The organism is Arenibacter catalasegens (genome assembly GCF_002909235.1).
GTDB classification, from domain to species: Bacteria; Bacteroidota; Bacteroidia; order Flavobacteriales; family Flavobacteriaceae; genus Arenibacter; species Arenibacter catalasegens.
In genome coordinates, this window is record NZ_PHQQ01000033.1 from 40,367 (window position 1) to 55,416 (window position 15,050).

A 15,050-nucleotide genomic window follows, 5' to 3' on the forward strand; every position below is an offset into this window, starting at 1 on the left:
AAGTGCCAACTTATGGTTACAAAAAACGCCTTTACATTGTAAAGGCGTTTTTAATATGCTAATGCTTTTAGTGTTATCCTAAAGCGACCCTCTTAAATCCGGTTACTTCCAATTTGGAGTCAACAGATTTTACGTATTGGGCTACACTTTGTTTGCTGTCCTTGATAAAATCTTGGTTAACCAAAGTATTGTCTTTAAAGAAACGATTTAATTTTCCTTTAGCGATGTTGTCTAACATAGCTTCTGGTTTTCCTTCTTGACGCAATTGATCTTTGGCAATTTCGATTTCTTTATCGATGATTGACTGGTCAACACCTGCTTCGTTCAAGGCTACTGGGTTCATTGCAGCAGCTTGCATGGCAACATCCTTTGCAGCAACATCTGCACCATCAACAGCGGCAGAAAGTCCTACCAATGTGGCTATTTTGTTTCCTGCGTGTATATATGAACCAACAAATGGAGCAGAAAGTCTGCTAAATCCACCTATTTCAATTTTTTCACCTATTACACCTGTTTGTTCTGTAAGTTTATCTTGTACAGACATTCCTTTGTAATCGGCAGACAAGAAAGATTCCTTAGTGTCAAAATTTAAGGCAAGGTCAGCCAATTCGTTGGCCAAAGAAACAAAAGTATCGTTCTTTGCAACAAAATCGGTTTCACAGTTTAGAGAAATAATAACACCAGAAGTATTGTCTGCATTTACCTTAGCGATTGCAGCCCCTTCAGAAGAATCCCTATCGGCTCTCTTGGCAGCAACTTTTTGTCCCTTTTTACGTAGGATTTCAATTGCTTTTTCAAAATCCCCTTCAGCTTCAACCAGTGCGTTTTTGCAATCCATCATGCCTGCACCAGTTGTTTGTCTTAATTTGTTTACCTCTGCGGCGGTAATTTTAGCCATTTTATTTTGTTTTAATTATCACCTGGATTAGGACGCTTATGTAGTCCTAATCCAGGTGAATGTTAAATTTATTTACTGTTTTGTTAGAATTAGAAGAGGACTATTCTACGCCTCCTTTAACGCTATCTTGCCATTCTTGCAATTCATCCCATTTGCCATCGGCAGCCATTTGGGCTTGCTTTGGCCATGATGCAGGGTTTTTAGCGGCATATCTTGGTCCCGATTCAGTAAGAATGTCTTTAAGGTCATCCTCTGATTTGTCGGCTAGATCAGCAAAAGTGTGAATGCCTGCTTCTTGAAAAATTTCAGCAATTTTTGGACCAATACCTTCTACTTTGGTAAGGTCATCTACCGCTGTGGCTTTTTTAGGAGCTTTTTCTACTGGAGCTTCTTTTGCCTCAGTTGCTGCTTTTTCTACTGGAGCGGCTTTTTCTGCTGGAACTTCTTTTTCCTCAGTTGCTACTTTTTCTTCAGAAGTTGCTTTTGCTTTTTTCTCTTTAGGCTTGGCTTCATCTCCACCTTCCTTATCGCTTTGCTTTTCAGACTTACGTTCTGTTAATCCCTCGGCTATAGCAGCAGTTACAGATGCCATAATGACCTCAATAGATTTGGAAGCATCATCATTGGATGGTACTATATAATCGATTGGACGTGGGTCAGAATTTGTATCTACCATAGCAAAAATTGGAATGTTCAATTTTTGTGCTTCTTTTACTGCAATATGCTCGCGCATGGTATCCACAATGAACAAAGCAGCTGGTAGACGTGTCATTTCAGAAATAGAACCTAAGTTCTTTTCCAACTTCGCACGCAAACGATCAACTTGTAAACGCTCTTTCTTGGAAAGTGTGTTAAAAGTCCCGTCTTTCTTCATTCTATCAATAGAAGCCATTTTTTTAACGGCTTTACGAATAGTAACGAAATTGGTCAACATACCACCTGGCCATCTTTCTGTGATGTAGGGCATATTAACATTACCTGCTTTTTCAGCAACAATATCCTTTGCTTGTTTTTTGGTAGCTACGAAAAGTATTTTTCTACCGGAGGCTGCAATTTTCTTAAGGGCCTCATTGGTCTCCTCTAATTTTGCAACTGTTTTGTAAAGATTGATAACGTGAATCCCGTTACGCTCCATGTAGATGTAAGGAGCCATGTTTGGATTCCATTTTCTGGTAAGGTGACCAAAATGTACACCTGCCTCTAAAAGGTCTTTTACTTCAACTTTGTTTGCCATTTTTACTTTTTAGTTTACGTTCCTTTGAATTAGCAATACTAAAGTGGTACCCTTTGGGAGCCTTTAATATTTAGATGCTAAACTAATTTATCCAAAATATAAGTTCATTGGATTTTCTTTAGAGGAAAACCAATGGTTTATATTCAGGATTATTACTTACCCTATGACAAGGGTTTTCAATGAACAATTAAAAATTATACCGAAACTTGCAAAATATTCCAGATGATAATCAAGAACACTGCTGAATATCAGTATTTGTTTTGTTAATGCAGTATTAACGTTTGGAGAACTGGAATTTCTTACGGGCTTTCTTTTGACCGAATTTCTTACGTTCAACCATTCTTGGATCTCTAGTTAAAAGACCTTCTGGCTTAAGAACCAATCTGTGCTCGGCATCCATTTCACATAATGCTCTGGATAAAGCCAAACGAACAGCCTCCGCTTGTCCTGTAATACCGCCACCATATACATTAACTTTAACATCAAAGTTTTCTTCGTTGTTAGTTAAGGCAAATGGCTGATTTACTTTGTACTGTAATGTTGCCGTAGGAAAATAGTTGCTTAAGTCTCTATTGTTAATAGTAATGTTACCTTTTCCTTCAGTAACATAAACTCGGGCAACTGCAGTTTTTCTTCTACCAATTTTATGAATCATTTCCATTACTTAAAATCGTTTAAGTTAATTGCTGTTGGTTTTTGTGCTTCTTGATTGTGGGTTGTACCAGCATATACCTTAAGATTACGGAAAAGCTCTGCACCCAATTTATTCTTGGGCAACATACCTTTTATCGATTTCTCTACTATACGCGCTGGATCTTTAGCCAACATTTCATTAGCCGTTGTAAACCTCTGGCCTCCTGGATAACCGGTATGGCGAACGTAGGTTTTTGAATCCCACTTCTTTCCGGTCAGGTTGATTTTTTCTGCATTGATAATGACAACATTATCCCCACAATCAACATGTGGTGTAAAATTAGGCTTGCGCTTCCCTCTAAGTAACAACGCTACTTTAGAAGCAAGACGGCCCAATGTTTCTCCTTCAGCATCAACTAGTAACCATTGTTTGTCAACGGTCGCCTTATTGGCCGAAATCGTCTTGTAGCTTAATGTATCCACACTAATATATTTATTGATTAAACACTTCAATCCCGTTTAACGGGCTGCAAATGTACAATTATTAAGTTGAATTCCAAATGGTTGTTTCTTATTATTTATAGTTTTTTCCAATAATGTGCTATCGAGGTGAATTTTGCAAACACTTTTAATCCAAATAAATACTTTTTACTTGCTAGGAGGCTTCTGGTTTGCTTCAAATCTGAATAGGGCCATTTGTCATATTAATAATTCTAAATACTGCAAAGGTAGTTGGGTTACTTTCTTGATTTACGAGGGATAGGGCTGAATTTTTGTTTTATTTTTTAGGTGGTCCAAGAGGATATAAAGAGATTGGTGTAATTGTGTTGTTGGGATACTAATTTGTCTTATAATACGTTAGCTTTTTAAACGAAATAAATTTTAAAATGATGAAATTTAAATTTTTACTACTTTTTCTTGTTAGCGGTCTTTTCTTTTCATGTTCTTCGGATAGTAATAATGATAGTTCCAAAGATGATAAAATCGTGGGGGTCTGGCAGGCATATGAGTTAAAAGTTAATAATGATACAGCCAGTGATGATGAAAAAAGCGCCAGGGATTTATTGAAATTTCTAACATTGAAAGACTGTTATGTCCTAAATTTCAATTTTCAAGAAGATTTTACTGTCATTATTGAAAATTCTGTTCAGTATCTTGAAATCGGTTTAAATTCCGAGGGGAATGGATTTGATATTCCTTGTCCAACAGAAAAGGATACCGAAACTACAATGTATGTTTATGAGAATGGTAAATTAACCTATACCGATGAAAATCAACAAATTATTGTGGTAGATGTCACTATAGATGGTGATGTTATGACTGTTAATGCGACTGATTTGGATATTCCAAATTTAAATGCGGGCGGACAACTTATTTTTAAAAGAAAATAGGATTCGGAAAAATATATTATAATGAAAAGCGGAATGCTCATAGATTAAGCCTAGATTATGCCGCTTTTTCTTTTAAATTGATTTTGGCTTAATGTGCTTCCAGCCAATTATTCCCTACACCCAATTCTACATCCAAGGGCACCGATAATTTGTAGGCATTTTCCATCTCGGATTTGATCATGGTCTTTAATTCCTCCAATTCAGGTTTAAATACATCAAAAACCAATTCATCATGGACTTGAAGGAGCATTTTGCTTTTGTAATTTCCTGCTTCTAGCTTATTGTGAATATTGATCATCGCAAGTTTTATGATATCAGCAGCACTTCCCTGTATCGGAGCGTTTACGGCATTGCGTTCTGCAGCTCCCCGAACAATGGCATTGCTGCCGTTAATATCTTTAAGGTACCTTCTCCTGCCCAATACTGTCTGGACGTATCCGTTCTCCCTAGCGAAATCTATTTGTTCACTGATATAGTTGCGCAACTTGGGATAGGTCTTATAATAGGTTTCTATAAGTTCTTTGGATTCGGCTCGTGATAGGTCCGTTTGGTTGCTCAATCCGAATGCAGATACACCATATATAATTCCGAAATTTACCGTCTTGGCATTGCTACGTTGTTCCCTTGTAACCTCTTCTAAGGGGATGTTAAATACTTTGGACGCTGTAGAAGCGTGAATGTCTTCTCCGTTTTTGAACGCTTCTATCATGGTTGTCTCCTCACTTAAGGCAGCGATAATACGTAGTTCTATCTGCGAATAATCCGCCGCCAATAAGGTGTAATTTTGGTCTCTTGGAATAAATGCCTTTCGTACCTGTCTGCCCCGTTCTGTGCGTATGGGAATGTTTTGAAGGTTAGGGTTGTTGCTGCTTAATCTGCCCGTAGCTGCTACTGTTTGCATATAATCTGTATGTACCCTGCCAGTGCTTTCTTCTATTTGTTCGGGTAGTGCGTCTACATAGGTGCTCTTTAGTTTGCTAAGACCACGGAAGTCCAATACGCTCCGGATAATTTCATGGTCCTTTGACAAATAGGACAATACATCTTCCGCTGTAGAATATTGACCCGTTTTGGTCTTTTTGGGTTTGTCCACCAGCTTTAATTTGTCGAAAAGTATTTCACCCAATTGTTTTGGTGAAGCAATATTGAATTCTTGCCCTGCTTCCTTGTAAATCTTTGATTCCAAGTTTTTAATGTCGTTGTCCAAATCCTTGGCGAGCGAATTCAAAAATGCCTTATCCAAATTGATGCCTTCCTGTTCCATGTCCGCCAAGACATGTAAAAGGGGAATCTCTATATCATTAAATAATTCTTCGGTGTTTGCCTCTTTCAATTCAGGTCTAAAGTGCTGGGCCAATTGAAAAGTGATATCTGCATCCTCTACAGCATATTCGGTTTGTTTGTCCAAGGGAACATCCCTCATGGATAATTGATTTTTTCCTTTTTTTCCGATTAGTTCGGTTATGGAAATAGGCGTATAATTTAAATAAGTTTCCGCCAACACATCCATATTGTGACGCATATCTGGGTTTATGAGGTAATGGGCCAGCATGGTATCAAAACATTTGCCTTTTACGGATACATTGTATTTGTGCAATACCTTGATATCATATTTTAAATTTTGCCCAATTTTTTCAATACTTTCAGCTTCAAAAAAAGGTCGCAGTTGTTCAATTAACTGTTGAGCATCCGATCTGTCTTCGGGAAAGGGAACATAGAATCCTTTGCCGGCTTCCCAGCTAAAGGCAATACCTACCAGCTCTGCTGTAAGCGGATTTAACCCTGTAGTTTCTGTATCGAAACAAACGGAGGATTGCTTTGTTAAATTTTGGATAAAAAGTTTCATAGCCATGCCCGTAAGAACGCTTTGATATACGTGCGAAACTTCAGTAATATTCTTTCTGCTGGATACTTCCTTAATTGTACCCCCAGTTACTTGTCCGTCACCACCAAATAAGGAAAATTGACCACCACCTGCCTCGGCAGGTTTCTTTATTGAAGCTGGGCTACTCTCCTGTTTTCCGTTATTTGTACTGCCCTCATCAGATGCCTCGGAAAAGAGCTTTAGGAATTGGTCCTTAAGTCTTCGGAATTCCAATTCCTCGAATATCTCCTGAACTTTATCACCATCGGGCATGGTGAGTTCATAATCCTTGGCATTAAAGGTTACATCGCAATCTATAAATATAGTAGCGAGTTTTTTGGATAGGATTCCAAGTTCGGCATTTTCTTGGACCTTCTCCTTCATTTTGCCTTTCAGCTTATCTGTATTGGCAAGTAAATTTTCCATGGAACCGAATTCCTCAATAAATTTTTTAGCGGTTTTATCACCAACGCCTGGTAACCCAGGGATGTTGTCACTGGCATCGCCCATCATTCCCAAATAATCTATAACCTGTTCGGGACGTTCAACGCCAAATCGTTTTTGGACTTCGGGGATACCCCATATTTCTATGCCGTTTCCTAATCTGGCCGGCCTATACATAAAGATGTTTTCGGAGACCAACTGTCCAAAATCTTTATCAGGTGTAACCATGAATACCTTATAGTCTTCCTTTTCAGCCTGCTTGGCCAAGGTGCCAATAATATCGTCAGCTTCCATTCCTTGTAATTCCACGACAGGAATATGCATGGCCTTTAATATGTTTTGTATGTAGGGTACCGCAATTTTTATGGCGTCTGGAGTGGCATCCCTATTGGCTTTGTATTCGGCAAACATTTCTGTACGGTCGGCACTGCCCCCCTTGTCGAAACAAACGGCCAAATGGTCTGGTTTTTCCCTTCTTATAACGTCCAATAAAGAATTCATAAATCCCATTATGGCAGAAGTGTCCATTCCCTTGGAGTTTATTCTTGGATTTTTGATAAGTGCGTAGTAACCACGAAAAATGAGCGCGTATGCATCAAGTAAGAAAAGTCTTTTTTGTTCTGCCATTATTTTTGATTCTTATTAAGATATGGGTTCTGTGAAATTGATATTTAGGATTTCAAAAAAGTCTCCGTTGTATTGTTGCTTTGCCCAGCCTCCGAATAACTACTGTAGCTAAACCCTGGATGTATGCAGTAGCCACCCGTTTCTCCATTTTTATTTATGGCTATAAACCCAATTTGAAAATCTCTCCTGTCTTTGTTCTTTTCCATAATCCTTCTTACTCCTTCCTCACAAGCTTCTTGTGGCGATTTCCCTTGACGCATTAGTTCTACGATCAAGAAACTGCCAACTGTTCGTACTACCTCTTCCCCAACACCTGTTGCTGTTGCCCCGCCAACGGTATTGTCTACAAATAGTCCGGCACCTATTATTGGGGAATCGCCAACGCGTCCTGCCATTTTGTAACCCATTCCACTTGTGGTACAAGCTCCTGAGATATCTCCATTTTTATCAATGGCCAGCATGCCGATAGTGTCGTGGTTTTCTATATTGATAATGGTTTCGTATTTAGATTTCTTTTTCCATTCCAACCAATCTTTTTTAGCTTTTTCAGTCAGTAGGTTGGTTTTTGGGAACCCTTTTTCATAAGCAAATTGTTCCGCTCCTTTTCCCGCCAACATCACATGAGGGGTGTCCTCCATTACTTTTCTCGCAACAGAAATAGGATGAGCTATATTTTCCATGCATAGTACAGCTCCACAGTTACCGTCTTTATCCATAATACAGGCGTCCAAGGTGACATGGCCATCCCTGTCCGGTCTGCCTCCGTTCCCAACGGTCTCATTGCTAAGGTCTGCTTCCTCTATCATTACACCTTGTTCCACGGCATCCAAGGAAGACCCTCCTTTTTCTAATACTTCCCAAGCCTTTGCTGTGGCATTCTTAAAATTCCAAGTGCAAATTACTATAGGCTTTACGCCTACAGGGGTATTTGCAGCTATGGGTAGTTCCTTTTTTGTTTCTTGACAGGATGCAAAAAGGGGCGCTGATATTATTCCGGCAGTACTCAGCGTGGAATTTTTAAGGAAATTTCTTCTTTTCATAAGATTGTGTTACTTAATTTTAAGGTCCTAAATATAAGAAATATGATTGTAGAAATATGCGCCAATTCTTTAGAATCTGCGGTAAATGCCCAAAAAGCTGGTGCTGACCGAATTGAGTTATGTGCCGAACTGGGGGTAGGGGGGGTAACCCCTTCTTTTGGGATGTTGAAATTGATAAGGGAACATATTTCTGTTCCTATAAATGTTTTGATCCGGCCTAGAAGTGGCGACTTTACCTACTCCGATCTAGAATTTGAGGTAATGAAAAGAGATATTGTATTGTGCCAAGAACTGGGTTTTAATGGTATTGTTTCAGGTGTATTGCATAAGGACTTTACTTTGGATGTTGAAAGAACAAACCAATTGATCAAATTATCTAAGCATATGCAATTTACTTTCCATAGAGCTTTTGATTGGGTAAAGGATCCTATTTTAACATTGAAGCAATTGGAGGAATTGGAAGTGGATACCATATTGAGCTCTGGACAAAAGGATTCTTCTGTTGCTGGGATCGACTTGTTATCCGAGTTGTTAAAAAAGGCTAAGGAAATTGTTATTATGCCAGGAGGTGGTATACGGGATGCGAATGTGTTGGAATTTAAGAAGAAAGGCTTTGGGGCGGTTCATTTGTCCGGAATAGAATTTCATAAGACGCTAGATCATACACCAGTAGTTCCAATGAGCACGCCTAGTTTTCTTAGGGATGATGAAATTGGAATTAGCAATCTGGAAAACATTAAGGAAGTTGTGCGGCTAGTTAAACAAAAGTAAAAAACAGCCAAATGGTTTTGAAACCAATATCTTTACTAAAAAAATAAGGAATGCTACGTTGGATTGTTTTTATTGTCATCTACATTATACTTGGAATTTATTCCTTGCAAGCGTTAAAGGCTGTAACGCGTTATCCTTGGGTCTATTTTGTCTATATGGCACTATCACTCTTTGTTTTGGGCAATTTCATTTATCAATTTACCATGGGTGATGCCCCGGGTAGGGTCCTGAGCGTTCCAAAAAGTTATGCTTTTGGGCTGTTGCTTGCTATGCTCACTTTTATGTTGATAACCATAGTTTTTTTATTCTCCGAGGATATTTTTAGAGCTGTTACCGCTAGCTATCACAAAATATTTGGAGGGACAAAGGAGTTTAGTCTTCCTCAGCGGAGGCGCTTTTTAAGTACGTTGGCCATGGGTATTGCCGCCTTGCCGTTCTCTGCCTTGTTGTACGGCATGGTGAAAGGGAAGTATAATTTTAAGGTGCTTAAATATAATTTGGAATTTGATGATTTGCCCAGTAGCTTCGACGGATATCAAATTACCCAAATATCGGATGTGCACAGCGGAAGTTTTGATAATAGGGAGAAGATAGAATACGCTATTGACCTAATTAATAGGCAAAAAAGTGATTTATTGCTATTTACTGGGGATATGGTGAATAATATGGCAGAGGAAATGCTTCCATGGAAAGGCCTATTTTCAACATTAAACGCCAAGGATGGTAAGTTTTCTGTTTTAGGGAATCATGATTATGGGGATTATGTGGAATGGGAAACCGAGGAAGCCAAGAGTAAAAATTTGACCGACCTTAAAAATTTGCAAAAGGAAATGGGTTTTGATCTATTGCTCAATGACAGTAGGTATTTGCAAAAAGGGGAGGATAAAATTGCTTTGATCGGAGTTGAAAATTGGGGTCGGGGAGGATTTAAGAAGGCAGGAGACCTAAAGAAGGCAGCATCCAAAATTAATAAGGATGATTTTAAGATTCTAATGAGCCATGACCCTTCACATTGGGAGGATCAGGTCTTAAAGGATGATTATCATTATCACCTTACTTTAAGCGGGCATACACATGGTATGCAATTTGGAATAGAAATTCCTGGTTGGATCAAATGGAGTCCTGCAAAATGGAGATATAAATATTGGGCAGGGGTCTATGAAGAATTGGGTCAAACGATCAATGTAAACCGAGGATTTGGCTTTTTAGGGTATCCTGGAAGAGTGGGTATATGGCCAGAAATTACAGTAATAACCCTAAAAAAGAAGTCTTTAACGTGATTTTTACAGCTAGCTTCCCGAAAAAATGATAGCACTGGTTGTGTTTTAACATTTTTTCTTATTTTTGATTTATAACCCAACGTATAGTATATGTCTAAATTTGGTGAATTAATTGATATAAGTGTTCCTGTGCTATTGGATTTTTACGCAGAGTGGAACGAACAGTCAACAGCCATGCATCCTGTACTTCGGGATGTAGCCGCCGCTTTGGGCGATAAGGGTAAAGTTATTAAGATCGATGTGGATAAGAATAAAGAGCTTTCCCAGGCCTTAAGAGTGAAAGGTTTGCCCACCTTGATGATATACAAGAAAGGTGAGATGGTTTGGAGGCAGAGCGGGGAACAGGATGCAAATACTCTTATAGGTATCCTTAATGAGTATCTATAGTTAATTTAAAACGTATAAAAAAACCGAGACATATGTCTCGGTTTTTTTTATATTCTTTATTCGGGAATTGCAATGCTGTCCAATTCTTCTTCTGGTATGACGTCCATAATAGTGGAGTCCATTATATCTGGATCCGATGTCGGAGCCTGTATATTCTCCATGGGGTCGTTACGGTAAAATCGTTCGAACTTCGCAATATATTCATTAAAAATAAGAGTCTCCTTTTCGGCATTCTCCTTATCCTGATTGGTAATCAGAATATCTATATTTCTACTGTATGCCTCCAAATCCGGAATAATTTCGTCAAGGAAGAGACGTTGTTCCTCAAAAGGTAAATTGGCGAAGTAATCCAATCGCTCCTGATAAATAATTTTAAGTTTTTGAAATAGACTTCTGGCTTTATCGGTTTCCCCTACTTTATAATAGCCATCTACAAAGGGCTCTACAAAAGCGTAATAACCAAAATATTCAACAGGCATATTCTCCATTGCAATATTGATAACATCCTTTGCCTTTTCTATCTTGTTATCGTTGATCAATGTTTCGGTAAGTCGGGCTAAATTACCTCTATATGAGAGTCCTTGTGTACGGGTTTGGACGTCGTGATAAATATTCGCGCTTCCGGCATTGCCCCAATCCCATTTTTTTACGATGTCGTACATAAGGTCGGCATCTACCCTTCCCATTTCGTAAGAACTTCTATTTGTTGTTTTAATAGGGACCAGTTTGTAAACTAGGCCATCCAATTGAAGGTAATCCTTCATCCAAATATACTCTGCCGGGTCAAAACTTCCTCCAGAGAAATATATGGGGCGCTTCCAATCATTGTTGGCGATAATATCCAACATGAGGATGCGGTTTTTGGGTAGCGCGCTTTTTGGAAGGTCTATATCTATGTAGTCTACAATCAGGGCCGAGTCTTTTGCCTTCACCAATCCACTCTCTAAGACATTTTTCTTATTTACAGGTACCCTAATTTTATTGGTAGGATAAAAAACCACATCCAAATTGCTTTCGGAGTACTGACTTAAATCTGCACCCTTCTTTTGAAGAATACTTCTAAATTTTGTTTGGTCTTTATCACTTCCGACCCAGTTCATAAAGTCCTTAATGTCCCATCTACTTTCAGTAAGTTCGTTGAAGTATATCGCATCCCTTGAGCCCCAACGGTACACCTCATGTGTAAGTTGTGAAGGTATAGCGTCGCTTTCATATGCCTTCTTCTTCATTTGGTCTATGTACCAATCAGTTGCAAAAAGGCTAGTATTTACTACACGTACATCTGTCCTGAATCCTTCAATTTCTTGAGCGTACCACAGTGGGAAAGTATCGTTATCCCCTATGGTGAACAAAATGGCACCGGCATCTTCCTTAGTGGATTGCAAGTACGCCTTTGCGGTGGACTTTGCTGTAAATCGATCTGATCGGTCATGGTCGTCCCAGTTTTGGAATGCCATAACCCCAGGTACGGCCAAAAGACATAAGATAGTCAAGCCCGGAGCCAAAATCTTGGGACTTAACAATTTTTGGAATTCATCAAAAAGCCCATATACACCAAGTCCTATCCATATGCCGAAAACATAAAAGGAACCAACAAGGGAATAGTCCCGCTCCCTAGGTTGAAAAATGGCAGGATTGGTATAAAACTGAATTGCAATACCTGTGAACATAAAGAACACAAACAATGCCCAGAATTGCTTGGGATTCTTGCTTACTTGGAAGATAAGACCAATAATGCCCAGTAGCAGTGGCAAGAAGAAATAGGTATTTCTTCCTTTATTGTTCTTAATATCGCTTGGGAGGTTTTCCTGACTTCCTAGTCGGGCATTATCAATAAAGTTTATGCCACTTAGCCAATTCCCGTGATTGTCATATCTGCCTTGGATGTCATCTTGCTTGCCAACATAGTTCCACATAAAATAACGCCAGTACATGTAGCCAAATTGGAACTCGAACATGTATTTGATATTCTGCATAACGGTTGGAGGCTCAACTTGGATGTATTCGCCAAACTCCCTTAGAAATTTCATATATTGGGAAGTGTCTATTTCTCCCTTGGCATAACCGTCTTTAAATTGGTTTACGGCATCCCTTAATTCATTGTTTCCAAGATAATCCGATTTGATCTTAAAAGTCAGCGGATCAAAATACTTCATGTAATTCTCTGCATTTTGTTCGCTCCACATACGCGGAAGAAGACCAACGTGCAGAGGATTTGGCCCTTGTAGGGCATCTTTGTAATTATTGACTATAATGTATTTACCGGCCTTTAGGTCTTTTTCGTATTTGGGTTTCTCATCTTTTTCATCCCCGGCAGGGGCAAAAGTGTCCGAATAGTATGCACCATAAACTGGACTATCTACTCCAGGGTATTGTTCCCTATTGTAATAGGCCAATAAAGACCGGGCATCCGAAGGGTCATTTTCATTGATAACCACGTCTGCATTTGCTCTAATGGGCAACATTAGCCAAGAAGAAAACCCTAAAAATAAAAACATTAGGCAAAGCACAATGGTATTGGCTATAGTATAGTTGTTATTACGTGTATATCTTAATCCCCAGTAGAAGACTGCAATAAAAATGAGGCCCATTATTATGGTGCCGGAGTTAAATGGTAGGCCAATAGTGTTGATAAAAAATACCTCGCTCCAACCAAAAACATTCAATACATAGGTCAGGGAAAACTTATAGACCAACATCAATATGGCCACTACGATAATATTTGCCAAAAGGAAATTTTTTATTGTAGTGGTTTTGTAGGTTTTAAAATAGTATAATAGACCAATGGTAGGAATGGCTAGGAAGCCCATAAATTGAATTCCAAATGTAAGCCCTACCACATAGGCGATGAGTATAATCCATTTATTGCCTCTAGGATTCTCCAAATCGTCCACCCATTTTAATCCAAGCCATAGTAATAATGACATGATTAAACTGGCCATGGCGTAGACCTCTGTTTCTGTGGCGTTGAACCAAAAACTATCGGTAAAGGTAAAGGCTAGGGATCCCACTAATCCACTGCCTAGAATTGCCAAAGCTTTACTATTGGTGATGATTTCTTCCTTGGGAATAAGTTTTCTAGTTAGGTTGGTAATGGTCCAAAACATGAAAAGTATGGTGAAGGCGCTGGAAACCCCGGAAACGAGGTTCACCATCTTGGCAACCTGTGAGGGTTCTAAGGCAAACATCGCCATAAATGCCCCGATCATCTGTAGTAAAGGTGCTCCTGGAGGGTGTCCAACCTGTAATTTAGCTGCAGTTGAAATATATTCACCGGCATCCCAGAAACTACTAGTGGGTTCAACGGTTATGCTGTAAGTTATAAGGGCTATAAAAAAAACAAACCATCCCGTGATGGTGTCCCATTTCTTGAAATTTTTTGAAAACATGCGGTTTGTCGTTTATCCGAAGGGCGAATTTACTAATTTAATAATATAAAGGGATATATATTTCATAAACCTTTAACATGTTTTATAGGGCAAAGAATCCATTATTGACAGTCTATGGGCAATGTTCCTGATGAGACCAGCTTTGAATAGGAGTTCTAATAGTTTAGCTAAAACCCCTGAATTATAAGGGTTCGAAAGAATATGTTTTTATTTTTTTTGGAATATGCTCAAAAATATTTGTGCATATAAAACTTTGTTCTAAATTTGCACGCTCAAACGAGGTAGTGGCCTATGGTGTAATTGGTAACACAGCTGGTTTTGGTCCAGTCGTTCTAGGTTCGAGTCCTAGTAGGCCAACGTTGCAATCCCCTGATTCTATTGGTTTCAGGGGATTTTTATTTTTCAGGTACAACATAGGTACAACAAATTGGGTTTTTCAATCACTAAAAGATTATTCATTTGAATCTATTTTATTCTTTATTAAATATTCAGCACTGAAAATAAGAAATCAAGAACAATTTCTAGATATTTGGATATTTATGCAAATAGTTGAGTTAATCTAATTAGGAAGAATTCTGTATTTCTAACACCTCTAAATTGTGCTCTGAATGTATTTATTTTATCGTTGAACGATTCTGCGGAAGTATTGGTGCTTCTATTTATAAAATAGTTTAGGATCTACCTATAATTGAGGGAAATGGTATTGGTAATCGTATTGAATGCCCTAAATCCCGTATTTTCCACATCTTTGTACCAATGGGCCAGTTTTGTGTACGCTACCTGTATGGTTGTTAGTCAAGCAGTAATTCCTTAATTCATTCAAATCAAGAACAAAGTCATTTATAGTTAAACCTTGTGAGGTCAAACTAATTTTTGTTTTTAGGTATGACTTATACCAGTCTTTCCATGTTTCGTGCATGTTTTCCGGGTCGTCGATTAACTTTAGGAATTTCCCCCAATCTTTTTTCGGATCAAGACCAATTGTTGTGTTTATGCAAAGATTGTAGTTAGTCTATAAAGGAAGAATTCTACATTTTTCACACCCCTGAACTGTGCCCTAAAAGCTTTTATTTTTGCATTGAACGATTCTGC

Annotated in this window: 12 protein-coding genes and 1 tRNA gene; 5 read left to right on the forward strand and 8 right to left on the reverse strand. The window is 38.6% G+C overall.

The features are described from left to right. Positions 1 to 73: 73 nt before the first annotated feature. The 4 genes from tsf to rplM all read right to left on the reverse strand — a co-directional run bounded on the left by tsf (position 74) and on the right by rplM (position 3,248). The gene (tsf, locus tag CWD90_RS20520; RefSeq protein WP_103477930.1) at positions 74 to 898 is read right to left on the reverse strand and encodes a translation elongation factor Ts; all 825 of its coding nucleotides are present in this window, start codon (positions 896 to 898) and stop codon (positions 74 to 76) included. A 100-nt stretch (positions 899 to 998) separates the two neighbouring features. Continuing rightward, positions 999 to 2,132: a 30S ribosomal protein S2 gene (rpsB, locus tag CWD90_RS20525; protein ID WP_103477931.1), complete on the reverse strand. Its 1,134-nt coding sequence runs from the start codon at positions 2,130 to 2,132 to the stop codon at positions 999 to 1,001. Between the two features lie 274 nt (positions 2,133 to 2,406). Continuing rightward, on the reverse strand, positions 2,407 to 2,793 hold the full coding sequence (gene rpsI / locus CWD90_RS20530) for a 30S ribosomal protein S9 (RefSeq protein ID WP_103477932.1): 387 nt from the start codon (positions 2,791 to 2,793) through the stop codon (positions 2,407 to 2,409). Beyond that, entirely contained in the window at positions 2,793 to 3,248 is a 456-nt protein-coding gene (gene rplM, locus CWD90_RS20535) for a 50S ribosomal protein L13 (RefSeq protein WP_103477943.1), read from the reverse strand. The genes rpsI and rplM overlap by 1 nt, the downstream gene beginning before the upstream one ends. A 404-nt stretch (positions 3,249 to 3,652) precedes the next feature. On the opposite strand from rplM, the gene CWD90_RS20540 reads away from it, so the two are divergent. Further along, positions 3,653 to 4,156 (forward strand): hypothetical protein, encoded by a 504-nt coding sequence (locus CWD90_RS20540; RefSeq protein ID WP_157941286.1) that lies wholly within the window; start codon positions 3,653 to 3,655, stop codon positions 4,154 to 4,156. 88 nt (positions 4,157 to 4,244) lie between these two features. On the opposite strand, the gene polA is transcribed toward CWD90_RS20540, so the two are convergent. After that, positions 4,245 to 7,091, reverse strand: coding sequence for a DNA polymerase I (gene polA / locus CWD90_RS20545; protein WP_103477934.1), 2,847 nt, complete (start codon positions 7,089 to 7,091; stop codon positions 4,245 to 4,247). Positions 7,092 to 7,135: 44 nt separating this feature from the next. After that, positions 7,136 to 8,131: an isoaspartyl peptidase/L-asparaginase family protein gene (locus CWD90_RS20550; protein ID WP_103477935.1), complete on the reverse strand. Its 996-nt coding sequence runs from the start codon at positions 8,129 to 8,131 to the stop codon at positions 7,136 to 7,138. A gap of 42 nt (positions 8,132 to 8,173) precedes the next feature. On the opposite strand from CWD90_RS20550, the gene CWD90_RS20555 reads away from it, so the two are divergent. The 3 genes from CWD90_RS20555 to CWD90_RS20565 all read left to right on the forward strand — a co-directional run bounded on the left by CWD90_RS20555 (position 8,174) and on the right by CWD90_RS20565 (position 10,569). Continuing rightward, entirely contained in the window at positions 8,174 to 8,902 is a 729-nt protein-coding gene (locus tag CWD90_RS20555) for a copper homeostasis protein CutC (protein ID WP_103477936.1), read from the forward strand. A 50-nt stretch (positions 8,903 to 8,952) separates the two neighbouring features. Continuing rightward, positions 8,953 to 10,182, forward strand: coding sequence for a metallophosphoesterase (locus CWD90_RS20560; RefSeq protein ID WP_103477937.1), 1,230 nt, complete (start codon positions 8,953 to 8,955; stop codon positions 10,180 to 10,182). Positions 10,183 to 10,272: 90 nt separating this feature from the next. Continuing rightward, on the forward strand, positions 10,273 to 10,569 hold the full coding sequence (locus CWD90_RS20565) for a thioredoxin family protein (RefSeq protein WP_103477938.1): 297 nt from the start codon (positions 10,273 to 10,275) through the stop codon (positions 10,567 to 10,569). A gap of 56 nt (positions 10,570 to 10,625) precedes the next feature. Here CWD90_RS20565 and CWD90_RS20570 read toward each other — a convergent pair whose 3' ends face one another. Continuing rightward, complete coding sequence (locus tag CWD90_RS20570; protein ID WP_103477939.1) at positions 10,626 to 13,958, reverse strand: DUF2723 domain-containing protein; 3,333 nt, start codon at positions 13,956 to 13,958, stop codon at positions 10,626 to 10,628. Positions 13,959 to 14,243: 285 nt separating this feature from the next. Between CWD90_RS20570 and CWD90_RS20575 the strand changes: the two genes are divergently transcribed. After that, positions 14,244 to 14,315, forward strand: a tRNA-Gln gene (locus CWD90_RS20575). A 180-nt stretch (positions 14,316 to 14,495) separates the two neighbouring features. On the opposite strand, the gene CWD90_RS23660 is transcribed toward CWD90_RS20575, so the two are convergent. Then, positions 14,496 to 14,636, reverse strand: a complete 141-nt coding sequence (locus CWD90_RS23660) for a transposase (protein WP_317045740.1) — start codon at positions 14,634 to 14,636, stop codon at positions 14,496 to 14,498. Positions 14,637 to 15,050 lie beyond the last annotated feature (414 nt).